This is a genomic window from Microbispora sp. H10830 (assembly GCF_014161375.1).
Lineage (GTDB): Bacteria > Actinomycetota > Actinomycetes > Streptosporangiales > Streptosporangiaceae > Microbispora > Microbispora catharanthi.
In genome coordinates this window covers 230,371-255,349 of the sequence record NZ_JABBWX010000011.1, presented here as the reverse complement: position 1 = coordinate 255,349, position 24,979 = coordinate 230,371, and the positions used below count along the sequence as shown (strand labels likewise).

General features: G+C 72.4%; 26 protein-coding genes. 11 read left to right on the top strand and 15 right to left on the bottom strand.

Annotation, left to right across the window (positions count from 1 at the left end):
• Positions 1-2: 2 nt before the first annotated feature.
• Positions 3-1,568 carry a Re/Si-specific NAD(P)(+) transhydrogenase subunit alpha gene (locus HHX35_RS27110; RefSeq protein WP_182901534.1) on the bottom strand — a complete coding sequence of 522 codons (1,566 nt, stop codon included), beginning with the start codon at positions 1,566-1,568 and terminating at the stop codon, positions 3-5.
• Positions 1,569-2,120: 552 nt separating this feature from the next.
• On the opposite strand from HHX35_RS27110, the gene HHX35_RS27105 reads away from it, so the two are divergent.
• Complete coding sequence (locus HHX35_RS27105; RefSeq protein ID WP_310739330.1) at positions 2,121-3,344, top strand: hypothetical protein; 1,224 nt, start codon at positions 2,121-2,123, stop codon at positions 3,342-3,344.
• A 175-nt stretch (positions 3,345-3,519) separates the two neighbouring features.
• Positions 3,520-4,248, top strand: a complete 729-nt coding sequence (locus tag HHX35_RS27100) for a cyclopropane-fatty-acyl-phospholipid synthase family protein (protein ID WP_182901533.1) — start codon at positions 3,520-3,522, stop codon at positions 4,246-4,248.
• Positions 4,249-4,258: 10 nt separating this feature from the next.
• On the opposite strand, the gene HHX35_RS27095 is transcribed toward HHX35_RS27100, so the two are convergent.
• The gene (locus tag HHX35_RS27095; protein WP_139580540.1) at positions 4,259-4,690 is read right to left on the bottom strand and encodes a hypothetical protein; all 432 of its coding nucleotides are present in this window, start codon (positions 4,688-4,690) and stop codon (positions 4,259-4,261) included.
• 144 nt (positions 4,691-4,834) lie between these two features.
• Between HHX35_RS27095 and HHX35_RS27090 the strand changes: the two genes are divergently transcribed.
• The 4 genes from HHX35_RS27090 (at position 4,835) to HHX35_RS27075 (ending at position 8,564) form a co-directional block, all read left to right on the top strand.
• Positions 4,835-6,811 carry a GAF domain-containing sensor histidine kinase gene (locus tag HHX35_RS27090; RefSeq protein ID WP_182901532.1) on the top strand — a complete coding sequence of 659 codons (1,977 nt, stop codon included), beginning with the start codon at positions 4,835-4,837 and terminating at the stop codon, positions 6,809-6,811.
• Complete coding sequence (locus HHX35_RS27085) at positions 6,808-7,446, top strand: response regulator transcription factor (protein WP_182901531.1); 639 nt, start codon at positions 6,808-6,810, stop codon at positions 7,444-7,446. Before HHX35_RS27090 ends, HHX35_RS27085 begins: the two co-directional genes overlap by 4 nt.
• A 130-nt stretch (positions 7,447-7,576) precedes the next feature.
• Positions 7,577-8,188 (top strand): FMN-binding negative transcriptional regulator, encoded by a 612-nt coding sequence (locus tag HHX35_RS27080; RefSeq protein ID WP_182901530.1) that lies wholly within the window; start codon positions 7,577-7,579, stop codon positions 8,186-8,188.
• 205 nt (positions 8,189-8,393) lie between these two features.
• The gene (locus HHX35_RS27075; RefSeq protein ID WP_220505921.1) at positions 8,394-8,564 is read left to right on the top strand and encodes a hypothetical protein; all 171 of its coding nucleotides are present in this window, start codon (positions 8,394-8,396) and stop codon (positions 8,562-8,564) included.
• On the opposite strand, the gene HHX35_RS27070 is transcribed toward HHX35_RS27075, so the two are convergent.
• Positions 8,554-8,970: a hypothetical protein gene (locus tag HHX35_RS27070; RefSeq protein WP_182901528.1), complete on the bottom strand. Its 417-nt coding sequence runs from the start codon at positions 8,968-8,970 to the stop codon at positions 8,554-8,556. The two genes, HHX35_RS27075 and HHX35_RS27070, sit on opposite strands and share 11 nt — an antisense overlap.
• Before the next feature lie 116 nt (positions 8,971-9,086).
• Between HHX35_RS27070 and HHX35_RS27065 the strand changes: the two genes are divergently transcribed.
• Positions 9,087-10,181: a winged helix DNA-binding domain-containing protein gene (locus HHX35_RS27065; RefSeq protein WP_182901527.1), complete on the top strand. Its 1,095-nt coding sequence runs from the start codon at positions 9,087-9,089 to the stop codon at positions 10,179-10,181.
• A gap of 17 nt (positions 10,182-10,198) precedes the next feature.
• Here HHX35_RS27065 and HHX35_RS27060 read toward each other — a convergent pair whose 3' ends face one another.
• Together HHX35_RS27060 and HHX35_RS27055 are read right to left on the bottom strand one after the other, a co-directional pair.
• Positions 10,199-11,011, bottom strand: coding sequence for an ABC transporter permease (locus HHX35_RS27060; RefSeq protein WP_182901526.1), 813 nt, complete (start codon positions 11,009-11,011; stop codon positions 10,199-10,201).
• Positions 11,008-11,763 carry an ABC transporter ATP-binding protein gene (locus tag HHX35_RS27055; protein ID WP_182901525.1) on the bottom strand — a complete coding sequence of 252 codons (756 nt, stop codon included), beginning with the start codon at positions 11,761-11,763 and terminating at the stop codon, positions 11,008-11,010. Before HHX35_RS27055 ends, HHX35_RS27060 begins: the two co-directional genes overlap by 4 nt.
• A gap of 163 nt (positions 11,764-11,926) precedes the next feature.
• On the opposite strand from HHX35_RS27055, the gene HHX35_RS27050 reads away from it, so the two are divergent.
• Both HHX35_RS27050 and HHX35_RS27045 read left to right on the top strand, forming a co-directional pair.
• Entirely contained in the window at positions 11,927-13,105 is a 1,179-nt protein-coding gene (locus tag HHX35_RS27050; RefSeq protein WP_182901524.1) for a histidine kinase, read from the top strand.
• Positions 13,080-13,727, top strand: coding sequence for a response regulator transcription factor (locus HHX35_RS27045; RefSeq protein ID WP_310739329.1), 648 nt, complete (start codon positions 13,080-13,082; stop codon positions 13,725-13,727). Before HHX35_RS27050 ends, HHX35_RS27045 begins: the two co-directional genes overlap by 26 nt.
• 118 nt (positions 13,728-13,845) lie before the next feature.
• On the opposite strand, the gene HHX35_RS27040 is transcribed toward HHX35_RS27045, so the two are convergent.
• The 4 genes from HHX35_RS27040 to HHX35_RS27025 form a co-directional block, all read right to left on the bottom strand.
• Positions 13,846-14,829: an aldo/keto reductase gene (locus HHX35_RS27040; protein WP_182901522.1), complete on the bottom strand. Its 984-nt coding sequence runs from the start codon at positions 14,827-14,829 to the stop codon at positions 13,846-13,848.
• Positions 14,830-14,846: 17 nt separating this feature from the next.
• Positions 14,847-15,884 carry an NAD-dependent epimerase/dehydratase family protein gene (locus HHX35_RS27035; protein ID WP_182901521.1) on the bottom strand — a complete coding sequence of 346 codons (1,038 nt, stop codon included), beginning with the start codon at positions 15,882-15,884 and terminating at the stop codon, positions 14,847-14,849.
• Positions 15,885-16,076: 192 nt separating this feature from the next.
• Positions 16,077-16,781 carry a hypothetical protein gene (locus tag HHX35_RS27030; protein WP_182901520.1) on the bottom strand — a complete coding sequence of 235 codons (705 nt, stop codon included), beginning with the start codon at positions 16,779-16,781 and terminating at the stop codon, positions 16,077-16,079.
• A 149-nt stretch (positions 16,782-16,930) separates the two neighbouring features.
• Positions 16,931-17,749: an alpha/beta fold hydrolase gene (locus tag HHX35_RS27025; RefSeq protein ID WP_182901519.1), complete on the bottom strand. Its 819-nt coding sequence runs from the start codon at positions 17,747-17,749 to the stop codon at positions 16,931-16,933.
• A gap of 78 nt (positions 17,750-17,827) precedes the next feature.
• Between HHX35_RS27025 and HHX35_RS27020 the strand changes: the two genes are divergently transcribed.
• The gene (locus HHX35_RS27020) at positions 17,828-18,286 is read left to right on the top strand and encodes a MarR family transcriptional regulator (protein ID WP_182901518.1); all 459 of its coding nucleotides are present in this window, start codon (positions 17,828-17,830) and stop codon (positions 18,284-18,286) included.
• Between the two features lie 216 nt (positions 18,287-18,502).
• On the opposite strand, the gene HHX35_RS27015 is transcribed toward HHX35_RS27020, so the two are convergent.
• From HHX35_RS27015 to HHX35_RS26990, 6 genes are all read right to left on the bottom strand, one after another.
• Complete coding sequence (locus HHX35_RS27015) at positions 18,503-19,768, bottom strand: RNA polymerase sigma factor (RefSeq protein WP_182901517.1); 1,266 nt, start codon at positions 19,766-19,768, stop codon at positions 18,503-18,505.
• Complete coding sequence (locus tag HHX35_RS27010; RefSeq protein WP_182901516.1) at positions 19,765-20,163, bottom strand: YciI family protein; 399 nt, start codon at positions 20,161-20,163, stop codon at positions 19,765-19,767. Before HHX35_RS27010 ends, HHX35_RS27015 begins: the two co-directional genes overlap by 4 nt.
• A gap of 127 nt (positions 20,164-20,290) precedes the next feature.
• Positions 20,291-21,589: an endo-1,4-beta-xylanase gene (locus tag HHX35_RS27005; RefSeq protein WP_182901515.1), complete on the bottom strand. Its 1,299-nt coding sequence runs from the start codon at positions 21,587-21,589 to the stop codon at positions 20,291-20,293.
• Positions 21,590-21,746: 157 nt separating this feature from the next.
• Positions 21,747-22,370, bottom strand: coding sequence for a maleylpyruvate isomerase family mycothiol-dependent enzyme (locus tag HHX35_RS27000; RefSeq protein WP_182901514.1), 624 nt, complete (start codon positions 22,368-22,370; stop codon positions 21,747-21,749).
• A 140-nt stretch (positions 22,371-22,510) separates the two neighbouring features.
• On the bottom strand, positions 22,511-23,746 hold the full coding sequence (locus HHX35_RS26995) for an RNA polymerase sigma factor (RefSeq protein ID WP_182901513.1): 1,236 nt from the start codon (positions 23,744-23,746) through the stop codon (positions 22,511-22,513).
• Positions 23,743-24,066, bottom strand: a complete 324-nt coding sequence (locus tag HHX35_RS26990) for a YciI family protein (protein ID WP_182901512.1) — start codon at positions 24,064-24,066, stop codon at positions 23,743-23,745. The genes HHX35_RS26995 and HHX35_RS26990 overlap by 4 nt, the downstream gene beginning before the upstream one ends.
• 138 nt (positions 24,067-24,204) lie before the next feature.
• On the opposite strand from HHX35_RS26990, the gene HHX35_RS26985 reads away from it, so the two are divergent.
• On the top strand, positions 24,205-24,975 hold the full coding sequence (locus tag HHX35_RS26985; protein ID WP_310739328.1) for a sporulation protein: 771 nt from the start codon (positions 24,205-24,207) through the stop codon (positions 24,973-24,975).
• The last annotated feature ends 4 nt before the right edge of the window (positions 24,976-24,979 follow it).

Genomic DNA, 24,979 nt, shown 5'->3' with positions numbered 1-24,979 from the left:
GGTCAGCTCCTCGTGAACATGCCGAGCATGCGCCGGGTCACGGCGAAGCCACCGACGATGTTGATGCTCGCCAGCAGGATGGCGACGAACGACAGGACGGCGACGACCGTGTCGCCCTGGCCGATCTGGAGCAGCGCGCCGACCACGATGATCCCGGAGATGGCGTTGGTGATCGACATCAGCGGCGTGTGCAGCGCGTGGTGGACGTTGCCGATGACGTAGTAGCCGATCACGATCGACAGGACGAAGACGGTGACGTGCTCGATCAGCGTGTTCGGCGAGAAGGCGGTCAGGAGGAACAGCGCGGCGGCGACGGCGGCGGTGACCAGATGGCGTCGCCGTCCGGGCGGCGACGGCGGTCTCCCGGCGGGAGCCGCCGCCGTTCCCCGCACCGGGGTGGCCGGGGCGGCCGGGGCGGCGGGGGCCGCGCTCACCGGCACGGGCGGCGGCGGCCAGGTCTTCTCGCCGTCGCGGACGACGGTCATCGCGCGCTGCACGACGTCGTCGAAGTCCAGCACGAGCCTGCCGTCCTTGCCGGGGGTGAGCAGCTTCATCAGGTTGACGACGTTGGTGCCGTAGAGCTGCGAGGCCTGCGCCGGCAGCCGCCCCGCGAGGTCGGTGTAGCCGATGATGGTCACGCCGTTCTCGGTCACGACCGCCTCCCCGGGACGGGTGCCCTCGACGTTCCCGCCCTGCGCGGCGGCCATGTCGACGACGACGCTGCCCGGGCGCATGCGTGCCACGTGCTCGGCCGTGAGCAGCCGGGGGGCGGGACGTCCGGGGATCAGGGCGGTGGTGATGACGATGTCCACGTCGGCGGCCTGCTCGGCGTACATCTCGGCGGCGCGGCGGTCGTAGTCCCGCGAGGTTTCCCGGGCGTACCCGTCCGTGCTCGTCTCCTGGGCGACCCCGACGTCGAGGAACTCCGCGCCCAGCGAGCGCACCTGCTCGGCGACCTCGGGACGGGGGTCGGTCGCGCGTACGATCGCGCCCAGGCTGGTCGCCGTGGCGATGGCCGCCAGCCCCGCCACGCCCGCGCCCGCCACCAGGACCTTGGCCGGGGGGACCTTCCCCGCCGCGGTCACCTGGCCGGTGAAGAGCCGCCCGAACGCGTGCGCCGCCTCGATGACGGCGCGATAACCGGCGATGTTCGCCATCGAGCTCAGCACGTCGAGCGACTGCGCACGGGAGACGCGCGGCACGGCGTCCATCGCGAGCACGGTGATCGGCCGTCGCGCGAGCGCGTCCACCAGATCGGCGTTCGCCGCCGGGCCGATCAGGGAGACGAGCGTGGCTCCCTCGCGCAACGCCGCGGTCTCGTCCGCCGACGGCGCGTTCACCTTCAGCACGACGTCGGCGTTCCAGGTCTCCTCGCGGCCGGCGATCCGCGCCCCGGTCCTGGCGTACGCGTCGTCCGTGAAGCCCGACCGTCTGCCGGCGCCCGATTCGACGATCACCTCGTAGCCGAGCGAGACCAACTGCGCGACGGTGGCCGGGGTGGCCGCCACGCGTGTCTCGCCCGGCGCCGATTCGGCGACCACGCCCAGGCATTGCGCTGAGTGACTCATCACGATCCTTTCTGTCGGGCGGGTCGTCGGGTTGGCCGACCCTGCGGTCGCCGCCGTCCTCCGCTCACTCGTGGGTCGCGGTGGTTGGAACGGCGGCATGCCACGCGTCGCCGTACGGGCGGCGGTGAAAGGGATGGATGCGATTTGACGTGAATATCGGGGAAATTGTCCCGACTTCCCTGCGTGCGGATCAAGGTGTACCTGCCGGTGGTTGTCCACACGGCATGAGTCCTCGGATCTCCCAGCTCACCGGGCGCTCAGTTCCCCGGGCGCTGCAACTTTCATCCGAGGCGCCGGCCGCCCCGGCTCGTTTCGGCGGAAACCCGAGGTCATCGGCGGCTCCCGCAGGCGGCGCCGGCGTCGCTCTGGCGCGGGGCCTCGGGTGGTTGACATCATTGCCGATCATGGGCGCGGCCGCCGCTCGCCGCGTACGGCCCAGGGGAGCAGCAGTGGTCCGGGGGATGGACCCCGCTTCGAGGCGGAAGGACACCGTGCTTTGAAGCGGTAGGACACCGCGCGGCGAGGACCGGCAGGTGCGAGAGGAGACGGCACGTGACGGCTTTCGTCCAGGAAGCTGAGCACGACCCCGAGCGTGGGGAGCGAACCGGGCCGGACACGGAGGCCGCCGGGCACTCGGACTTCCCCGCCGGCGGGGGCGCCGCAGAACCGCTGTGGCGCAGCGCCACCGTCCGGGACGCCCTGCTGCTGTGGGTGGGCACCAGGGCGGGCATGCTCCTCGTGGCGGTCTACGGAATCCTGATCGTCTCCGGCCAGAACCACGCCCCGCTGCTGGAGCGGTGGAAGTTCTGGGACGTCGACCTGTTCCGGAAGATCGCGGAGTTCGGCTACGACGGCGACCCGAAGCTGGAGCCCGATCCGGGGCTGCCGGCGTTCTTCCCCGGCCTCCCGCTGGCGCTGCGGCTGGTCCACCTGGTGGTGGACGACTGGACGCTGGCCGGGCTGATCATCTCGTTCGTGGCCGGCGCGGTGGCCGTGGTGGCGCTGGCCCGGCTCGCGGACTTCGAGGGGCCCGCCGGGGCGGGGCGCTGGGCCGTCCTGGCGCTGTTGCTGTGTCCTCCTGCCGTCTTCCTGTTCGCCGGCTACACCGAGGCGCTCTTCCTCGCCTTCGCGCTGCCCGCCTGGCTGGCGGCCCGCCGCCGCACCTGGCCGCTGGCCTGCGCCCTGGCCGCCGGAGCTTCCTGCGTACGGATCACCGGACTGTTCCTCGCCGTCGCGCTGATCGTTGAGTTCGTCGTGAGCCGCATCCGGAGGGACGGCTGGGCGGGCTGGTGGCGGGGGGCCTGGCTGGCGCTGCCGTTCGCGCCGATCCTCGCGTACGCCGCCTACCAGTACTCCCGTACGGGTGACTGGCTGGCCTGGAACAACGCGCAGCAGACCGGATGGGGGCGGAAACCGGTCTGGCCTTGGGAGGCGTTCCGCACGACGTGGGACTCGACCGGCGGGGACGGCGGGTTCGCGCCGATGTTCCGTCTCGAGATCGCGGCGGCGATCGTGGGGGTGCTGCTGCTCGTCTGGCTGCTCGTCACCCGCCGCTGGGCGGAGTTCGTCTACGTCGGGCTGCAGGTGGGCGCGCTGGTCACCTCCACGTTCTACATGTCGATCCCCCGGTCGGCGCTGCTGTGGTGGCCGCTGTGGGTGCTCATCGGCCGGGCGGGCGCCCGCCACCGGTCGGTGATCATCCTCTATGCCGCGGTGATCGGGCCGCTCATGGTGCCGATGATGATGTCCTTCCTCAACAGCTCCTGGACCGGCTGAACCGCCGCCCGCCGCGCCCCGCCCGCCTGGGGCCGGCCGGCTCACTCGCCTAGGGAGTCCACCTGGACGCGGCACACTACCCCTCGCTGGAGGGAGAAATCAGATCGTTAGCAAGATCCTCGTCGCCCGATAAATGCAGATGCGGGCGCCTGATCCAGCTCGGCAGGATGGCGAGGTGGATCGACAACTGCTCAGCGCCATCGCCCATCGTGATCATCCCATCGCCGCGCCCGTCTCGGCCGCCAACCTCGATCGGCTGCTGCGCCGCGCGGCGCTGCCGGAGGGAGCACGCATCCTCGACCTGGGATGCGGCGAGGGCGAGTGGTCGCTCCGGGCGCTCGAACTCGTCCCGTCCGCCCGCGCCGACGGCGTGGACATCTCCCCGCACGCCGTGGCGGCCGCGAACGAGGCGGCCGTCAGGCGAGGGCTGGCCGACCGGCTGACGCTGCACACGTCGCCGGCCGACGCCTTCACCGCCGCCCAGCCGTACGACCTGGGGTTGTGCGTGGGCTCGACGCACGCCTTCGGCGGGCTGACGGAGACGATGGAGGCTCTCGCCCGGTTCGTACGGCCCGGCGGCCTCGCACTCGTGGGGGAGGGGTACTGGGAACGCCCTCCCGCTCCCGAGGTCGCGGAAGCGATCGGCGAATATCCGGATCTCGCGGGCACGGTGGAGGCCGCCGAGTCCAAGGGCTGGCTGACCGTCTACGCCCACGTGAGCGATCTGGCGGAATGGGACGAGTACGAGTGGTCGTGGACCGGCACGCTGGCGCGCTGGGCCGCGGACAACCCCGGCCCCGACGGTGAGCAGGCCCTCGCCGTGATGAGGGAGCATCGCGACATGTGGCTCGACGGCTACCGGGGTGCGCTCGGTTTCGTCACCCTGCTCCTCCGCCGCATGTGACCCCCCGCGATCAGCGCCGCAGCAGCCCTACCAGGCGGAACCCCGCGAGGACGCCGACTCCGAGGTGGGCCGTGACGAGGGCGATCTGGAAGACCCGCTGGCCCGCCGTGAGGTCGGCGGCGTAGCCGCCGTCGTAGAAGCCGGACATGAAGGCGAGCACTCCTGCGACGACCAGGAGGGCCGAGGCGGGAACGGCGACGCCGCGGCGACGCCGGGTCGCGCCGACGACCAGCAGGACCTGCGCGATCATCATCGGAATCGGCGCCGACAGCCGCGCCTGCGGCCCGAGGGCGTCGAGCAGGGTCGGGCTGAGGCCCGCGGACAGGGAGATGATCGCGCCGGCGACGTCCATGGCGAGCAGCAGGCCCACGCCGGCGACGAGCGCGGACGAGAGCGGGCGGGCGGCGGGAACGGTGGTGGGTGTGGCGGTGGGTGCGGACATGTCCTCTCCTCGAAGAACGTGGTGAAGGGTTGCGGATTCGAGGGTCCTGCGGGGGACGTCCGGCGGGCATGAGCCGCCGGTCCTGCGCGGGACGGGACATCTCGTCCCGTGACGACGGGACACGCGGATGGCAACATCCCCCTCATGACGGACAGATCGGCCCGGCGCGCCGCCGTGGCGGCGGGCGCACTGCTCGTCCTGGTCCTCGGGACGCTGGTCGTCGAGCCCAGGCTGCGGCAGTTGGGCGTGACGGGGATCGTCGAACGGTTCGACGCCTTCCGCGCGGTCGCGGCGCTGTCGTTCGGCGTGCCCGGCCTCTTCGTGGTGGCGCAGCGGCCGGGGAGCCGGGTCGGCTGGGTGATGGTGGTCGTGGGGACGGCCCAGGGGCTCGGGCTCGCCCTCGGCGCGTACGGCCTGCTCGGCATCAACGACGGCACCGGCCTGCCGGGGGACGAGTGGGCGATGTGGGTGTCCAACTGGGTGTGGATCCCCGCCTACCTCCTGGTTCCGACGATCTTCTTGCTGATCTTCCCGGACGGCCGCCTCCCTTCGCGCCGCTGGTGGCCCGCGTCGGCCGGGGCGTACGCCGGCATCGGGGTGAACACGCTCGACTGGATGCTCCGCCCGGTGACCTACGAGCAGGTCCCCGGGCTCTTCCCCAAGGGGTACGACGGCGTGCTGGCCGGGCTCACCGGGGTTCCGGACGCCCTCAGGACCGCGGGCACGGTGTGCACGGTCGGCGCGGTGCTCGCCGCGGTCGGCTCGCTTGTCGGCCGTTACCGGTCGGCGGACGATGAGGTGCGACGGCGGCTCCAATGGGTGCTGGCCGCCGCGCTGCTGACGGTGGGCCTGCTCGGCGTCGCCCTGTTCGTGCCGTGGGGGCCGGTCATCGTGGCGCTCGCCGCCGTCCCGCTGCCGGTGGCGGTGTCGGTGGCCGTCGTCGCGCACCGCCTCTGGGACCTCGATCTCCTGCTGTCGCGCGCGCTCGCGTTCGGCGCCGTCAGCGTCGCACTGCTGGCCGCGTACGCCCTGGTCGCGGCCACGCTCGGGAACGCGATCGGCTCCGGCGCGTCCGCGCTGATCGTGGCGCTCGCGGTGCACCCTCTCTATCTGCGGGTGTCCGTCGCCGCGAACCGCCTCGTGTACGGCGATCGCGACGACCCGGCGCGTGCGCTGCGTCGCCTTGGCGTGCGGCTTTCGGACGCGGGTGCGCCGGGTGACCTCCTGGAGCGGATGGCCGCGGAGGTCGGGCGGGTCCTGCGCATCCACTATGTGGCCGTCGAGGAGCCGGGTGCGGTCGTGGCCTCCTGGGGACGCCCGAGCGGCGCCGACACAAGTGAGAGCGTTCCGCTCCTCTACCAGGGCGAGCGGGTCGGCACGCTGGTGCTGGGGGAGCGGCTGCGCCCCAAGGACCGTGCCCTGCTGGCGCAGCTCGCGCCGCACGTCGCGGTGGCCGTGCGGGCGCACCGCCTCGGGGCCGATCTCGAGCGTTCGCACGGGCGGCTGCTGGCGGCCCGGCAGGAGGAGCGTGACCGGCTGCTCTACGAACTCCACGACGGGCTCGGCCCCACGCTGGCGGCCCTCGCGCTGCAGGTGGACCGCGGCAGGCGCCTGGTCGACACCGACCCCGAGGGAGCCAAACGGGTGATGGACGAGCTGTCGGGCCGCATCCGCGGCACGGTCGAGAACGTCCGTGCGATCGTCAACGACCTGCGCCCGCCGCCCCTGGACATGCTGGGGCTCACGGGCGCGCTGGCCGAGCTCGGCAGGGGCTTCGCGGGCGACCTCGCGGTCGAGGTGGAGGCCCCGCCCGACCTGCCCGCCCTTCCGCCGCCGGTCGAGCTGGCCGCCTACCGGATCGCGGCCGAGGCCATGACGAACGCCGTACGGCATGCCATGGCGTCCAGATGCACGGTCAGCCTGCGGGCGTGCGACGCGCCGGGCGTTCTGGAGCTGCGGGTCGACGACGACGGCGTCGGGGTGGGGGCTCCCGCCCGCCACGGGTTCGGCCTCGCCTCCATGCGGCGCCGCTCCGAGGAGCTCAACGGCACCTTCGAACTGCTCGACCAGGCCGGGGCGGGCACGCACCTGGTCGTACGGCTCCCGCTGGCGGTCCGATGATCCGCGTCATGGTGGTGGAGGACCACCCGGTGTTCGCCGAAGGGCTGGTCGCGCTCTTCCGCGATCTGCCCGAGGTGGAGGTCGCGGGGGTGGCGAGCACCGGCGAGGCGGCCGTCGAGCTGGTGGACCAGGTCGCTCCCGACGTCATCCTGATGGATCTGCATCTGCCGGGCATGAGCGGGATCGAGGCGACGTCCCGCATCACGGCCCGGCATCCCGGCGTGGCCGTGCTGGCCCTGACCATGCTGTCCGACGACGCGTCGATCCTCGCCGCCGTACGGGCCGGCGCCCGCGGCTACCTGCTCAAAGAGGCGACGCCCGCCGACATCGTGCGCTCGCTGGAGGCGGTGGCCTCGGGACAGGTCGTGTTCGGCGCGGCGACCGGAAGCCGGGTGCTGGCCGCTCTCACCGCGTCGGCCGTACGGCCCCGGCCGGTGCCCGAGCTGACGGAACGCGAACTGGAGGTGCTGGACTTCGTCGCAGCCGGTCTCACCAACCACGCCATCGCGCGGCGCCTGTATCTGAGCGAGAAGACCGTACGCAACCACGTGTCGAACATCTTCGCCAAGCTCGGCGTCTCCGATCGCGCCGCGGCGGTGGCGCGCGCCAGGGACGCCGGCCTCGGCGGGCGGTAGGGGTCCGGAGAACAGCAGGTCATGCCGGTGCTTCAGCCGGAGGGGCGGCGAATCGTCAAGGACGTTCAGCGGTCAAAAGCACCGGGAACCGCCGAGGTATGTCACCGCGGCGAGTGCGTACAGTGAGGAGGTGCTGATCCATCCCTGGGACTCCGCCACCGACGAGGAGGCGCTGGCCTTCGTCCGCGCGAACGAGTTCGGTCACCTCATCGCGTCCGGACGCGACCGCGACGTGCCGGTGGTCGTGCCGACACAGTTCCTCCTCGCCGACGCGTCCACGATCCTGCTGCACCTCGCCCGGCCGAACCCCGTCTGGTCGGCGATCGAGGAGAACCCCGCCGTGGTCATGGCCGTGGCCGGCGACTGGGCGTACGTCGAGGGAGCGTGGAAGGCGCTGCCCGGCGCCGACGAGGATCCCCGGCTCGGCGTCCCCACGACGTACTACGCGGCCGTCCAGCTGGTCTGTCACGCGGAGATCGTCGACGACCCGGACGGGAAGCTCGGCATCCTGCGTGCCCAGCTCGCCCGCCTGGACCACGGCCTCGCCGACCCCGCCGAGCATCACCGGCGTCTGCCGGGCATCCGCGGCCTCCGGCTGGCCGTCCAGAAGGTCAACGGCAAGTTCAAGTACGGCGGGAACGTGGACGAGGCCCACCGCCGGTACGTCGCGGAACGCCTCGCGGAGCGGGGCGGCCCCGGCGACCGTGCGGCCCGCGAGCACCTCCTGCGCCGGCTCGGCTGACACCCGGAGAAACCGCTGGCGCGTCGATGTCACCCGGCGGCGGACCGAACTCGCCCTGCGGGCGGGGCGAGCATGAGACGCCGCCGCGGGAGCCGGGACGCCGCCGAGGCCGACGCCCGGGAGCGGGACCACAAGACCGCAGAGAGCCGGGGCTGCACGCCGGACTCCGACAGCTCGGAGTCGCGCAGTGAGTAGGAGGCGGTATGTGGCAAGAGGGGTGCCGGGCGGCTACCGGATCTGGGACAACAAAGCCCGCCGATGGTGGGGAGATCTCTACGAGCTGTGCCCCGACGATCTGCTCGACGAACTGAACGGCGGCGCGGACCACGAGAAGATCACCGCTCTGCTCAAACGGTACCGAGCCCTCAAGCGCTGATCAGCCGCCTGCGTCGGGGATCGAGGTCGGAAAGCATGCCGTCCAGAGCCCCGTGCGGCGCCCGTCCGTCCGCCCGCCCGGCGACGTCCTTGAGCCTGCCGCTCACCCACTCGTTGCGCCCCGTGATCTCCGGATATCCCGGCTGCTCGATGCGCCAGGTGTGCCGGAGCGGACGCTTCGGCGGGATCCGCTTCACGGTGCCGATGACCTGGCCCTGACCGTCGTGCACGACGTGGTGGCGCTTCCTGTCCACCTCCCGGGGAGGTGCGACGTAACAGAGCGGACGCCGCTGGGCGGCGTCCTCGAAGAGGGTCGGCTCCGGAGCGGCGGGCAGCCCCTGGGACCGCCCGGAGGCGACATACGCGCATGGTGCGAGGACCTTGTCGAACTTCCCTCCGCGGGGCACCCGTACCGCATGGGCCCCCTGGCTCTCCGTATTGCGCTCGGGCGTCTCCGGGCGCTCCACACTGCTGAATCACCGGGGATGCGCGACTTGTCGTACCGGAGGTGTAGAAGTGTGGCGTGGTTGCTGAGACGACCTGGGCGCAGGTGCTCGCCTGGAGGCTGAGACGGCAGTTCGTCGGGCCCGCGGGCGGCGGCGACGCGGTGGCGATCGCCCGGCGGCTGTGCGGGGTGCAGGCGCAGGTCGCCTCGTCGGCGGCGCTGGCCGTGGCCGTGCGGCATGCGAGCCCGCGCCCGGGGGAGATCGAGGACGCCCTGTGGCGTGACCGCACGCTGGTCAAGACCTGGGCGATGCGCAGCACGCTCCATCTCCTCCCGGCCGACGAGCTGCCCGCCTACCGGGCCACCCTCGGGGCGCTCCGATTCTGGGAGAGAGCCTCCTGGCAGCGCGGTCACGGGGTGTCCGCCCGGGAGATCGAGGCCGTCCTGGACGCCGTTCCGCGCGCGTTGTCCGGCCGGGTGCTGACCCGCGAGGAGCTGGTCGAGGCGGTCATCGAGGTGACCGGGGACGCTCACCTGAGGGAGGCCCTCACGTCCGGGTGGGGCGCGCTGCTCAAGCCGCTCAGCTTCCTGGGCGAGCTGTGCTACGGCCCGCCGCGTGACCGCAGGGTCACCTTCACCACGCCGGCCGACTGGCTTCCCGGCGGCCGGGGGGAGGCGCTCTCCCCGGAGGAAGGGGGAGTGCGCGTGCTCCGGGCGTTCCTCGGCGCCCACGGCCCGGCCACCCCCCGGATGTTCGACGCCTGGCTGTTCCGCGGCGTCACGCCGAAGGCCGTCCTGCGCGGCTGGTTCGGGGAGCTCGAGGGTGAACTCGCGCAGGTCGAGGTGGAGGGCATGCCCGCCGTGCTGCCGGCGGAGCTTCTCGACGACCTGCTGGCCTGCCCGCCGTCGGAGGACGTGCCTCTGCTGCCCGGCTTCGACCAGTTCATCCTGGGCGCGCCGCGTGACCTGGAACCGCTCCTGCCGAAGGCCGTACGGCCCAAGGTGAGCCGGGCGGCGGGGTGGATCTCGCCCGTCGTGATCCATCGGGGCCGGGTGGCGGGTGTGTGGGAGGCCAAGGAGGGGCGTCCGGTCGTGGAGCTCTTCGAACCGGTGCCGGAGCACCTCCTGGCCGAGGAGACCGACCGGATCGCCATGCTCCTCGACCGGCTGTAACTCACCGGGCGGGCCGGTCAGGTCACCTCCTCGCGGAGCACGCGGACCAGGCCGACGGCCATGGGGATGACGATCCAGAAGACGACCGACGTCGCGAGGCGGGCTCCCTCGCTCCAAGTCATGTCGCCGCTCATCAGCGGAGTGGCGGTGGTGTTGAGGTCGAGCCATTCGGCGAGGGTCGCGCCGACAGAGCCGAGCCTGCCGACGACGGCCCACAGGACCGGAGCCGAGAAGTTGATCACGATCGCGGCGGGCGCGTTGAGAAGCAGCGCGCCGAGGGCGAGGCCCGCCGCGGCCACGAGGACGTTCCCCCCGGTCCAGCCGAGCAGCCCGAGCGGCTGGACCTCCCAGACGGCGGCCATGTTCCGGACCTCGGACACGACGGCCGTGGCCGGCACCGCGACCAGCATGGCGAACAGCGAGAGCGCCACCGCCGCGAGCAGGGGCGGCAGGCATTTGGCGGCGAGGACGCGATGGCGGCGCGGTTCGAGCACGAAGGTGGTCAGCGCCGTGCGATGCGCCCGCTCGCCGGTCACCGTGAGGATGCCGAGCACCGGGAGCAGGGTGCCGAGGGCGATCCCCGCCGTGCCCACCAGGGTCTGCAGCTTCGGCCCGACGACGGCGCCGCGCGCGACGACGGACGCGATCACCAGTCCGACCATGATCAATGAGATGATCTTGCCGCTTCGGGTGTCGACGAGCTTGCGGGCTTCGACCGCGAGCAGCCTGCGGAACGGGACCGGCGTGTCGGCGTTCATCTTGTCGTCCTTCGTGACGGGGCTCGATGCGGCCCCCGCGATGTCGTTCAGGTGGTGGTCGGCGCGGGTCATGCGCTGCCCCGGCCGGCGCCGGTTCCCGGGGACGCGGTGGCGCCCGGGCTCCGGTCCGTGTGCGCGGTCAGTTCGAGGAAGGTCTCTTCGAGGCCACGGCCCCGGCTGAGTTCGTCGGCCGTGCCCTGGGCGAGCACGCGTCCACGGCCGATCATCACGATGTGGTCCGCCACCTGTTCCACCTCGTGCAGCAGGTGCGAACTGAGCAGCACGGCGCACCCGGCCTCGGCGAGGTCGCGCAGCAGCCGGCGCATCCAGTGGATGCCCTGGGGATCCAGGCCGTTGGCGGGCTCGTCCAGGACGAGAACCTCGGGAGCGCCGAGCAGGGCGTGCGCGATGCCGAGCCGCTGGCGCATTCCGAGTGAGTAGCCGCCGATCGTCCGCCGGCTCTCCCGCTCGGTCAGCCCCACCAGGTCGAGCACCTCGCCGACCCGGGTGCGCGGCAGTCCGAGCGTCATCGCGCCGAGCGTCAGGGCCTCCCTGCCGGTGCGGCCGGGATGCTGGGCCCCGGCGTCGAGAAGGGTGCCGACCCGCAGGCCCGGGCAGGCCATCTCGGCGTACGGCAGGCCGAGCACGGTCGCCGAACCGGAGGAGGGACGGGCGAGCCCCACCAGGATGCGCAGGGCCGTCGACTTCCCGGCGCCGTTGGGCCCGAGGAAGCCGGTGACGCTCCCGGCCCCGACGGTGAAGGTCACGTCGTCGAGCGCCTTCACTTTCCCGTAGATCTTGCTGACGTGTCTGAACTCGATCACGCTGCCCAGTCCACCGCGAGGGCGGACGCCGCCGCATCGGACCGGAGTCCGCCGCGTCTCGACGCGGGGCCCGGCCGTTCGGCCGCGGGCGATACCCACGGTTGTCCACAGGTCGACCCAGGTCGCTAAGACCTGTTCTTTGTGGTCCCTAAGCTGTGGGGCTGTGCACGGCCGACCGGACTACCAGCCACCCCTGGACAGGCAGGGTGTCGCGCTGCGCTACCTGTGCGCAGTGGTGCCGATGCTCTTCCACGGCACGGTGCTGGCCTGGCTCGTCCTGCACGACGGCGGCCGTCTCCCGCAGGCGCTGATCGACACGACGCTCGGCCTGATCGGGCTGGTCCTGATGCGGTGGCGGCGCCGCTGGCCGTGGCAGATCGCCCTGGCGACCGCCCTGCTGACCACGTTCTCGGCCACGGCGACCGGTCCCGCGCAGGTCGCGTACGTGTCCCTGGTGACCCATCGCCGATGGAGCCGGACGGTCCCGGTCGCGGTCGTGTCCGTGGTGTGCCTGCTGGTCAGCGGGGCTCTGGGCGGCATAGACCAGGCCACGGTCGTCTCCTCGGTGTCGGGGCTGACGATTCTCGGCGGGCTGACCGTCTTCGGCCTCTACCTGCGCGGACGCCGCGACCTGGAGCTGTCCCTGCGCGAGCGGGCGCGGGCCGCCGAGCGGGAGCAGCGGCAGCGGATCGACCAGGCGCGGCTGGCGGAACGGGTCAAGATCGCCCAGGAGATGCACGACGTGCTCGCGCACCGGATCTCCCTGCTGGCGATGCTGGCCGGCGGCCTGGCCTACCGGACCGACCTCGGCCCGGAGCAGACGCGCGAGGCCGCGCTCGCCATCCAGGAGAACGCGCACCAGTCGCTCAACGAGTTGCGCACGGTGCTGCGCACGCTCCGCGACGACGGCGCCGTGGAGGCGCCGCAGCCCAACCTGACCCATCTGGACGCGTTGTTCGGCGAGGTCCGCGCCGCCGGCCAGCAGGTCGAGGTGGACGACAGCATCGACGGCCGGGAGTCGCTGCCCGCGCAGACGGGGCGGCACGCCTACCGGATCGTGCAGGAGGCGCTGACCAACGCGCGCAAGCACGCGCCGGGCGCCAGGGTCACCGCCGAACTCGGCGGACGGCCGGGGGAGGGCCTGAGGATCCGGGTGACGAATCGCACGCGCTCCGGCTCGGCCCCCGGCCCGGGCGGCAGGCTGGGCCTGGTGGGCCTGGCGGAGCGGACGAGGATGGCCGGCGGCACCCTGAGCCATACGATCCAGGACGGGCGATTCATCCTTGATGTCCGATTGCCATGGGAGGCTGCGGATCGTGACCCGGCTGGTGATAGTGGATGACGACGCGATGGTGCGGACCGGGCTGCGTCTCATCCTCGGCGGCGAACCCGACCTCGACATCGTCGGCGAGGCCGAAGACGGGCTGCGCGCCATGGACGTGATCCGCGACCTGCACCCCGACGTGGTGCTGCTGGACATCCGGATGCCCAACCAGGACGGGCTGACCACCACCGAACTGCTGCGGGCGCGGACCGGCCCGCCGAGGATCCTCGTGCTCACCACGTTCGACGCCGACGACATGGTGCTGCGGGCCCTCCGGCTCGGCGCCGACGGCTTCCTGCTGAAGGACACCCCGCCGCCTCGGATGATCGAGGCGGTCCGTGCCGTGGCGAAGGGCGAGCCCGTGCTGTCGCCGAGCGTCGCCCGGCAGGTGATCGCCGCGGCGACCGGCGGGTCCGGACCGGCCCTTCCCCGGGCGCGAGAGGAGCTGAGCAGGCTCACCGAGCGCGAACTCGAGGTCGCGGTCGAGGTGGCGCACGGCAGGTCGAACGCCGAGATCGCCGAACGTCTCTACATGAGCGTCGCCACCGTGAAGGCGAACATCACCAGGATCTTCGCCAAGCTCGGCACCGACAACCGCGTCCAGGTGGCGATGAAGGTGCGCGACGCCGGTCTCCTGTGAGCGCACTCCTTGACCGCGTCCGCGCCCGCCGGTCCGGCTGCGACGGCCCGCGACAGCACCGGCGCCGGGTGGAGGCCGCGTGTGCGGCCGCACGACAACCGGGAAGCCGAGCGGGCGATCAGTCCAGCGAGACGGCGGGGGAGGGCAGGTGCCGGTCGAGCTCGTCCCACAGACCCGGCGGGATCGGGAGGGTGGCGAGGCGCAGCGTCTCCTCGATCCGCTCGGGTTCCGAGACGCCGACAATGGTGGACGCCACCCTGGGGTCGCGCAGCGAGAACTGCAGCGCGGCGGCGGCGAGCGGCACGCCGTGCGCGTCGCAGACCCGTCGCATGGCGCGGACCGCGTCCCGGACGGACTCGACGGTGTCCCGGTAGGCGTAGCGGGGCTGGGCGTCGGGTCCCTTGACCAGCATCCCGCCACCGTACGGCGCGCCGTTGACGAAGGCGACGCCGCGATCGCGAGCCTCGTCGAGCAGCGGGCCGGCCTCGCGGTTCACCAGCGTCCAGCGGTTGTGGCTGATCACGGCGTCGAACACGCCGGTCGCGACGAATCTGCGCAACAGGCCGACCGGGCCGCCCGCGATGCCGAGATGGCCGGCGACGCCGGCGTCGCGCAGCGCCACCAGCGCCTCCACCGCCCCGCCCGGGCCCATGGCCTCCTCGAACGTGATGTGGAATTCGGGGTCGTGCAGGTACAGCAGCGGCACGTGGCCGACGCCGAGCCGCTCCAGGCTCTCCTCGGCCGAACGGCGCACGCGCTCGCCGGAGAAGTCACCGGTGTGCGGGTCCGCGTCGACCTTGGTGGCCAGGACGAACCCGGCGGGGACGCCGCCGCGGTGGCGGACCACGGCGCCGATGCGCCGTTCTGCGCTGCCGCCGCCGTAGTTGTTCGAGGTGTCGAGGAAGTTGAACGGCCCGTCGAACACGGCTTCCACCGTGGCCCGCGCGCGCTGCTCGCCGACCTCGTACCCGTACAGGCCCGGCATGCTCGCCAGAGGACTGGTCCCGACGCAGATCGGTGTCACCGCCAGGCCGGTGCGCCCGAACGGCCGGCGCAGCGCCGGTTCCGGGACCGGCAGGTCGTCGGGGGGATCGAGGGGCATCGGGGGGCGTCCTTCCGTCACAGGCCGTCGCCCTCACCGGGGGCCGGCCGGGCCACGGCCGCCGAGGCGAGCCGGTGTCCTTCGGCCAGCCGGGCCAGCACGGCGTCGGTCGCGGCGTCGGGCCGGGTCTCCTCGGGATGGGCGGACCGCCAGGCGTGCAGCCGCCTGGCCCCTTCCGGCCAGGTGACGACCGGCCGGAACGACGGGACGAACCGCCTGATCTTCGTGGTGTCGAACACGGCGGTGTGCTGGAGGTCGCCGACGATCAAATCGGACCAGAACCAGTCCGGCGCGACGAGCGGCAGGAACTCCGCGGGCAGGTGGAGAAGCCGGGCCGGTGTCGCGGCCGCCCGCCCGACGACCTCGTAGATCTCGTTCCAGGTCAGCGCCTCGTCGGAGGTGATGTGGAAGTCCTCGCCGAGCGCCTGCCAGGTGCCGATCAGGCCGACGAGGCCGACGGCGAAGTCGTCCGCGTGCGTCAGGGTCCACAGGCTGGTGCCGTCGCCGGGCACCACGATCTCGTCGCCGCGTGCGACTCGGTCCCACGCCGTCCAGTCGCCCGGCAGCGGCGGGTGCGCGTCGTCGTAGGTGTGCGAGGGGCGCACGATCGTGACGGGGAAGTCGCGCTCCTCGTAGGCGCGGCGCAGGACGTCCTCGGCCGCGATCTTGTCTCGTGCGTACGCGAGGTAGGGGTTGCGCCGGGCGGTCGACTCGGTGAACGGCGCCCGGCGCACCGGCTTGTGGTAGACGGAGGCGCTGCTGATGTAGACGTACTGGGCGGTGTGGCCGTCCAGCAGGTCCACCGCCGCAGCGGCGTCCTCGGCCGTGTAGCCGAGGAAGTCGACGACGCAGTCGTAGGCACTCCCGGCCAGGGCCCGGCTCAGCGCGTCGCGGTCCCGCACGTCGGCGGTGAGCGTCGTGACCCCCTCGGGCAGGGGACGGCGCCGGGCGGTGTGGCCCCGGTTGAGCACGTGGACGTCAAGGCCCCGGCGCACCGACTCGGCCACGCAGGCCGAGCTGATCGTTCCGGTGCCGCCGATGTAGAGGACCTTCACGCGGACTCCGAATCATGTGGCGGCGACGGGCCGTGCCGCACCCGGTCCGGCGGGTATCGGCCGACCCGAAATTTTCGGGAGGTTTGTGAAAATTGTCGGTTTCGGCAGCAACCTAGGGCGTGGCGTCGTTTCGCGTCAAGAGCGCCCGCCGCTGGACACCTCAGGTGCCGGCCCACCTGCCGGTGGCACCGCCTAGAGCCGTCTCGCCACCATCTGGAAACCGGCCGTGCAGAGATCGGCGGGGTGGCCCTCGTACCGGACCCCCATGATCGCGACGCGCGGGTTCCACGATTTGTAGAGATCGACTCGTGCCTCGGTCCAGGTGTACTGGTCGTGCATCAGACAGCCTTCCTGGCCGTCCGTGGTCTGGGCGTGAATGTTCAGCTTGACGGTGTCGCCGAATTTCCCGCGGATCTTGACTGTGTTGTTGTTCTTCGAATAAGCCGTCCGGCACCAGCGGTACGTTTCGGTCTGGCACATGGGACGGTCGGCCACGTTGAAGTTCGTCGAACTTCCGATGAACACCGGGAAGTCGGGATCGTCGGTGCTGGACCAGTTCTCGGTGCGGTTCCAGTTGAGCGGACCCCGGTCCCACGTGCCGATGTTGCGCACGCGGTAAGGGCCGACGACCTCGCCGCCCTCCACGCTCATGGACGCGTTGATCCGTTCCCAGGCCCCGCACTCGGGCATGGGGTGGGGCCCGATACGGCCGCCGCCGACAATCGGGCCGGTCGGATCGCAGCTGCTGCGTTCGATGAAGGAGAACGAGCGCCAGGTGACCTCGAGTTCGAAGTCGGGGTCGGTGGCGGCGGCGGGGGCGGCCGGCGCGATGGCGGCTGCCGCCGCGAGGGCGAGCGCGGACACGCCGACTCGGGTTCTGCCGAAGGTGTTCGCCATTGTTTTATTCCGATTCTCTCGGGTCGCTGTCGCCTCTCATGTTTCCGGCGGCCCGCCGGGAAAGGGATATCCAGAAAGGGGTGGCTTCTCCGGGGCAGTGGCCATATGTATGCGGGGGGAATTACCGGTTCGTGAGCGCGTTTCGTCGTTCAGCCGGCCACGAGGTCGCGGATGCGCGCGGCGTACCCGCGGGGGTGGGTCGTGCTGCCGTTGTGCCCGCCGGGGAACTCCCGCGCCTCGACGCCGAGGAGTACGGCGAGCTCCTGCGCGCACCGGTAGTCGAAGACGTGCCGGGGCGTGGTGCGGCCGACGGCCGGGACGACGCGGACCGGGGTGTCTCTCAGCGCGGCGACGTCCAGCGTGTCGCGGGCGATCGCGGTGAAGTCGTTGCGGATGAAGAAGTCGAAGCCGGCCCGCCGCCGGTCGTTCAACGGGTGCGGGGTCAGTCCGGGCTCGGTGTCCTGGGCGACGGGGTCGATGCCGAGCGTTTCGGCGATCTTGACGAACGCGTCGGCGAGGCCCCGCTCACGGTAGAGGTGCTGCAGCTCCTCCAGCTCCCGCACGTGATGGGCGCGTTCGGAGGCGGGCAGGAGACCGGGGGCGACCGGCTCGTGCGCGATCAGGGTGTGGAGCTGTTCGGGATGCTCGACGGCCAGGTGCAGCCCGATGACCGCGCCGAAGCTGCATCCGAGCATGTGCGCCGGCCGGTCGGTCACGGCGGCGAGCAGGCGGTGGACATCGTCGACATGGTCGGCCATGGTCGCGCCGCCGCCGGAGTCGTCAAGGGTGCTGCGGGACAGGCCGCGCCGGTCGTAGGTGATGACGGTGTGGTCGCCGGCGAGGTGCCGGACCAGGTCGGTGGTGCGGTCCGCGTCGCCTTCCCCGCTCTGCGAGATGAGGAGCGCGGGCCCGGTGCCGTGCACCTCGTAGTAGATGGTGGCGCCGTTCGTGCGGAGCATGCCGTTCATGAGTCGTCCTCTCGGATCAGGTGATCAGGACCATAACCCATCAAGTCTGATGCATCAAGTCTGATGTATTGTGGAGCGGTGAACGGAGTAGATCTCTTCCTGCTCGGCAGGACCCTTATGAAGATCGGCGAAGAGGCCATGCCGGTCGGGGACATCGGCCCGTCGAGAACGACGCAGGCCGCCAGTGTCCGGACCGTGCTGGTGGTCGTCGCCGACCTGCGCACTCATCCGGAGACCTCGGTCGGGGAGATCGCGGCCCGCACGGGGTTGCCGCAGAGCGCGGTGTCGGGAGCCGTCGCCCGGCTGAAGGAGGCCGGGGCGGTCGTGACGGCCCCCGATCCGGCCGACCGCCGCCGGGTCGTGATCAGGCAGGCCGAGCGGTCCGCGCGCGTGGAGGCCGTGCGGGCGGCCGGTGTCGAGGGGCCCCTCGCGGCGGCTCTGGGCACCGACGACCCGGCGCAGGTCGCCGAGGTCGTCGCGGCGCTCGAGTTCCTCGCCCGCCGCCTCGCGCCGGGATCGGATCCCCGCCGTCCCTGACGCCCGGGAACCGGCCTCATCCGCCGCCGGGCCGCCGCTGAGTCGGCCGCCGCCGGCCGTGTTCCCGGCGCCGAGCTTCCGGGCTCTGATAATCCGGGGAGGTCACCAGCCGGACGGCCCGGGCGGCGAAGACGGAGCCGCTGACGACGTTCACTCAGGCCGCGCACAGGTGCGGGCACCGGCGCACCGCCGTGATCCGCGTGCTGAGACGGCGGGTCAGCGGGACTTCACGCCGAGACGGGCGGCGCGGGCGGTCAGGTAGCCGCGCTCGGGCAGGCTGGCCGTGAGGCTCGCCGCCGCGCGGTAGTCCTCGGCGGCCGCCGTGAGGTCGCCGGCCATCTCCAGCAGGTGCGCGCGCGCCGCGTGCAGGCGGTGGTGCCTCGCCAGCGGGCCGCCGGCCAGCGGTTCGAGCAGGGCCAGCCCGGCGGTGGGGCCGTGCACCATGGCGGCGGCGACGGCGCGGTTGAGGGAGACCATCGGGTTGGGCGACATGCGCTCCAGCAGGCCGTACAACGCGAGGATCTGCGGCCAGTCGGTCTCCTCGGCGGTCGCCGCCTCGTCGTGCACCGCGGCGATCGCCGCCTGGATCTGGTAGGGCCCGGCGGCGCCCCGGTGCAGGGCGGCCGTGAGCAGCGCCGTGCCCTCGGCGATCGCCTCGCGGTCCCACAGGCCGCGGTCCTGCTCCGCCAGCGGGACGGGGACGCCGCCCGGACCGGTCCTGGCGGGTCGCCGGGCGTCGGTCAGCAGCATCAGTGCGAGCAGCCCGGCCGCCTCACAGTCACCGTGCGGGAAACCCCGCAGCAGGCGGTGCAGCGTCCTGGCCAGCCGGATCGCCTCGCGGGACAGCTCGACGCGGTGCAGGCCGAGGCCGCCGCTGGCGGCGTACCCCTCGTTGAAGACGAGGTAGAGCACGTGCAGCACGGCGGCGAGCCGCGCGGAGCGCTCCTCCGGCTCCGGCATGCGGAACGGCACCCCCGACGCCCTGATGCGCTGCTTCGCCCGGCTGATCCGCTGCGCCATCGTCGCCTCGGGCACCATGAAGGCCCTGCCGATCTCGGCCGTGGTCAGCCCGCCGACGGCGCGCAGCGTCAGGGCGATGGCGGACGCCGGCGTCAGCGCGGGGTGACAGCTCAGGAACAGCATGACGAGCGTGTCGTCCCCGTCCGCCTCGTGCGCCAGGTCGGCTGCCGGGGAGGTCCGATGGTCGGCGGGAGCCCGCGCGGCCACCAGTTCCTCGCGGCGGCGGCGTGCCTGCTCGCCCCGCACCTGCTCGATCATCCGCCGGTGGGCGACCTGGACCAGCCAGCCCTTCGGGTTGTCCGGCACGCCCTCGCCGGGCCACTGGGCGAGGGCGTCGAGCAGCGCCTCCTGGACCGCGTCCTCGGCCGCGTCGAAGTCGCCGAACCTGCGGGTGAGCACGCCGACGACCCGCGGCGCCAGCGGGCGCAGCAGATCGTCGACGTGCGGGTGCGGGGCGTTCACAGTTCCTGAGGCGGAGCCGCCATCACCTGACGCACCTCGATGGGCATGTTGAGCGGCTCGCCGGTCAGGCCGGGCGCCGCCGAGATGTGGCCCGCCAGCTCGTACGCACGCTCGGGCCCCTCGCAGTCGATGATCCAGTAACCGACCAGGAACTCCTTCGTCTCGGGGAACGGGCCGTCGGTGACGACGGGGACGCCGCCCTCGCCGGCCCGCACGATCCGCGCCTGGTCGGGCATCGCCAGCCCCTGGGCGTCCACGAACTCGCCGGCCTCGACGAGCCCGCGGTTCACGTCGTGCATGAACTCGATGTGCGCCGTGATGTCCTCCGGCGACCAGGTGTCCATCGAGGAGATGCCGCTCCGCGGGCCGAACTGCATCAGCAGCATGTACTTCATGTCGCGCTCCTCCTGCCGCCCGCCCCTCGCGGGCGCGCTCACCCCTGGGTAGAAGCCGGCTCCCCGCTTCTCGACATCCTGTCGAGAAATCTCAGAGATTTCTTCCAGCCGATCTCAGGGACACGGCTCAGAGGGACACGGTCACCTCGGCGTCTCCGGGCTCGTCCAGGGTGAACGCGACGGACCGGCCGCCGGCCGTGATCTCGTACTCGCCGAGGAAGCCGTCGAAGCGGACGCGGCCGTCCGCGTCGGTGACCATCGTCGTCGGCGGCAGCCACCACTCGCCCTTGACGAGCGAGCGCAGCGCGTCGTACGACGGCTTGGGGGTGCCGTCGGCACGGACGAAGCCGCCCGGCGCGCCGAGCCAGCCGCCGTCCGACAGGCCCCAGTAGGTCATGGCCTCCACGGCAGGGTGGGACAGCAGGGTCTTGTAGTGGCGCACGACCTCGTCGGCCTGGCGGGCCTCTCCCTCGGGCGTGGTCGGCCACTCGGGGATCTGGTAGTCGTTCAGGTCGACGATCTCCTCCGGCATGATGTGGCCGGAGACGATCGTCGTCTCGGTGAAGTGGATGGGCAGGCCGTACCGCGCGAAGCGGTCGATCGTGGCGAGCGTCTTCTCCTCGCCCCAGTAACCCTGGTGCATGTGGCTCTGCAGGCCGAGCACGTCGATCTTTATGCCCGCCTCCAGCACACCCTCGATCAGGCACTCGTACGCCGCGGACATGTCGAAGTCGTTGAGCAGCAGCGTGGCGTGGGGATTGGCCTCGCGGGCCGCGTCGAAGACCATCCGGACCATCGGGATCCGGCCCATCTCGCGGCAGATCCGGGTGATGCCGTTGTCGTACTTGTCGAAGATCGGCATGATGACGACCTCGTTGATGACGTCCCACATGTCGATCACGCCCGCGAAGTCGGTCATGTCGCGCCGGATGCGGTCCACCTGGGCCTTGGCGATCTCGGTGTTCGACAGGTCCATCAGCCAGTCGGCGGTCTCGGTGTGCCAGGCGAGCGGGTGCCCCTTGACCGGGACGCCCCGGTCGGCGAACCACCGCGCCGTGGTGAGCAGCCGCTCGGTGTCCGGGCGGCCCCGGACCGGCTCGAACTGCCCCCAGTAGAAGGGCAGCGTGGCGAAGTTGAACAGGTCGAACCACAGGTCGGCGACCTGCTGGGACCCGGCCGCAGGAGCCTCGCCGAGCGACCGCCGCTCGCCGGTGTCGGTCGCGGTCTCGCCGTTGGCCAGCGGGATGAAATCGAACCCGATGCAGCCGAACAGGAACTTGTGCCCGCGCTGCGCGACGACCACCTCCTGATCGGCGAGGGGCGCGCCGTTCGCGGTCACGGTGAGCGTGGCGCCGGCGGTGCGGTGCTTCCTGATCAGCGGGTCGGGGTCGACGGCCCCGGAGCTGGACGCAGGGTGGGACGACATCGAGCGGCCTCCAGGGATGCTCAAAGCGGAGAAGTCCCCTCCGGGAGCCTCCTCGCCCCCGCCGGAGAGGTCTGTGATCCCGAGCACGTTAACGCTCTTGACGCTCGAAAGCACACAGACCTCTCCATCGATGCGATCAACGGCCGAAGTAGCGCGTTCAGTGGATGAAGCGGGCGGCGGGCTCGCCGCGCAGTCGTCCCTCGGGCAGCCGGCGGCCGCACAGGACCAGCACCAGATCCTGCGCGGCGCCGGACAGCGGGGTGCCCGCTCCGAGCGACCAGTCGACGTCGTCGGCACGCAGTTCGACGCCGTCCAGGTCGACGCCGAAATACTTGCGGCTCCGTGGGGACAGCGCGTTGCCGAGCAGGACGCGCAGCCGGTCGCCGGGAATCCGCCGGTCGATCCCGAGCGCCACGGTGATGTCCATGCCGTGGATCACGTCGTGCGACAGCGCCCCCGCGTAGCCGCCGCCCGGAGGGCGCCAGGGGTGCTCGGCGTTGTCCCGCAGGCACGCGGTCAGCTCTCGCGGGCCGAGCGCCGCCGCGTCCCGGCGGGCGATCCGGTCGGCCAGCCGGTCGAAGTTTCCCCGGGCCCTGACGAGACCGGCCAGCACGCTCAGCCCGGAGTGCCGGTAGGGCATCGTCATGTGGGCCACCACCTCCCGCACCCGCCACCCCGCGCACAGCGAGGGTGCGTCCCACGAGTGCGGCGGCAGCTCGCTCAGCAGGTCCGCCAGTTCGCGGCGTTCCGCCGCGATCTGCTGCCGGATATCGGTGTCCATTCGTTCGTCGCCCTTCCGGTCGTGTCCGTCCGTACGCCCACCCGACGAACGGACACGGCCCGGATGGACACCTTCCGCGTCAGCAGGGAAGAGCACAGGGGAAGCCGGTGGCGATCACTATCGGACCTGACGCCGAAGCGTCAGCCGAGGGCGGCGAGGCGACGGGCGAGGTAGCGGCGCTCGGCGTCGGTGGCGGCCAGGCCGGCCGCCTCCCGGTAGGCGTCGGCGGCCTCGGCCGTACGGCCCAGGCGGCGCAGCAGGTCGGCGCGGGCCGCGGGCAGCAGGTGGTAGCCGGTCAGGGCGCCCGTCTCCCGCAGGGCGTCGACCAGCGCCAGGCCCGCGGCCGGGCCGTGCGCCATGCCGACCGCCACCGCGCGGTTCAGCTCCACGACGGGCGAGGGGACCAGTCGCCCGAGCCGCGCGTACAGCACGGCGATCTGCGCCCAGTCGGTGTCCTCCGGGCGGGCCGCGGTGGCGTGGCAGGCGGCGATGGCGGCCTGCACCTGGTAGGGGCCGGGCCGCCCCCGCCGCAGCGTGCCGTCCAGCAGGGCCACGCCCTCGGCGATCTGGCCGGCGTCCCACCGGCCGCGGTCCTGGTCCTCCAGCACCACCAGGTCGCCGGCCTCGTCGAGGCGGGCGGCGCGGCGCGCGTGGTGCAGCAGCATCAGCGCGAGCAGGCCCGCCGCCTCGGGCTCCTCCGGCATCAGCCGGACCAGCACCCGGGCCAGGCGGATCGCCTCGGCCGAAAGGTCGTGCCGTACGAGGTCGGCGCCAGCCGTCGCCGAGTAGCCCTCGTTGAACAGGAGATACAGCACGGCGAGCACCGCCGGGAGGCGCTCGGGCAGCAGGTGCGCGGGCGGCACCCGGTAGGGGATGCCCGCGTGCCTGATCTTCTGCTTGGCCCGGGCCAGCCGCTTGGCCATCGCCTGCTCGCCGACCAGGAACGCCCGCGCGATCTCGGGCGTGCCGAGCCCGGCGAGGGTGCGCAGGGTCAGCGCCACCCTGGCCTCCAGCGCGAGCGCCGGATGGCAACAGGTGAAGATCAGCCGCAACCGGTCGTCCGGCACGTCCGGCTCGTCGCCGGCGTCGTCGTCGTCCATCCTGAGCACGCCCGCCACCTCCCGTAGCTTGGCGGCGCCGGTGGCCTCGCGGCGCAGCAGGTCCACGGCCCGGTTGCGCGCGGCGGTGGTCAGCCACGCCCCGGGCCGGCGCGGCACGCCGTCGCGCCGCCAGGTCCGCAGGGCCTGGGCGAAGGCGTCCTGCGCGCACTCCTCGGCCAGGTCCCAGTCGCCGGTCCAGCGGATGAGGGTGGCCACGACCTGCCCCCACTCCTCCCGGAAGGCCCGGTCGACGGCGGCCTCGACCGGCGGCGTCACAGGTCTATGAGCGGCCGGATCTCGATCGTGCCGTACGCCGCGGCGGGATGGGCGGCGGCGATCTCGATGGCCTCGTCCAGGTCGGCGCACTCGATCAGGCAGAATCCGCCGAGTTGCTCCTTGGTCTCCGCGAACGGCCCGTCCGACAGCAGCACCTCGCCCTCGCGCACCCGCAGCGTGGTGGCGTCGCTCGGCGGGCGCAGCCCGGCGCCTCCCCGGAGCACGCCGCGCTCCGCCATCCTCTCCGACCACCCGCCGCACCCGTCGTCGGCGTGCTCCGCCGCCGACTCGTCGCCGCAGATGAGCAGCACGTACTTCATGCGTCCTCCTCAGGCCGGTATCCCATCATGTCCGTACGACGAACGGGGACGGCAGGAACGGACACCTCTGTACGGGGAACCGGGCGGCGGGACGGGTCGTTGGCAGCGGTGAACGACCCGCGACCAAGGGAGTGATCGGTGTTCCGCAAGCTGATGGCCGCGCTCGGGGCCGGTGTCGAGGTCGACACGGTGCTGCGCGACCCGCACGTCCGCCCGGGGGAGACCCTGTACGGCGAGGTCCGCTTCAGGGGCGGATCGTCCGACCACAAGGTGGACGGGATCACCGTCGACTTCACCGCCGTCGTGGAGGTCGAGCACGGCGACCAGGAACACCACTCGACCTACAGCTTCCTGCGGGCGCCGGTGTCCGGGCCGTTCGACCTGCGCGCGGGGGAGGCCCGCACGCTGCCGTTCGCGATCCCGGTGCCGTGGGAGACGCCGGTCAGCGCGGTCGGCGGGCGCCCGCTGCCCGGCATGCGGCTCGGCGTGGCCACCGAGCTGGCGCTCGCGGGCGCGCTCGACAAGGGCGACCTCGACTCGCTGTACGTCAACCCGCTGCCCGCGCAGGACCACCTGCTGGGGGCGCTCGTCCACATGGGCTTCCACTTCAAGCGGGCCGACCTGGAGCGCGGCACGCTCCGGGGCTCGACCATGCCGTTCTACCAGGAGATCGAGTATCACGCCGGTCCGGAGTGGCGGCGCCACTTCAACGAGCTGGAGCTGACCTTCATCGCCGGACCGCACTCGATGGACGTGATCCTGGAGGCCGACAAGCGGGGCGGCTTCCTCACCTCCAGCCACGATGTCTACAACCGCTTCCGCGTCGGCTACGGCGACAACCCCGGCAGGGTGGAGCAGGCGCTGCGCGACGGCCTCGCCGCGATGGCCCGGCACCGCGGCTGGTTCTGATATC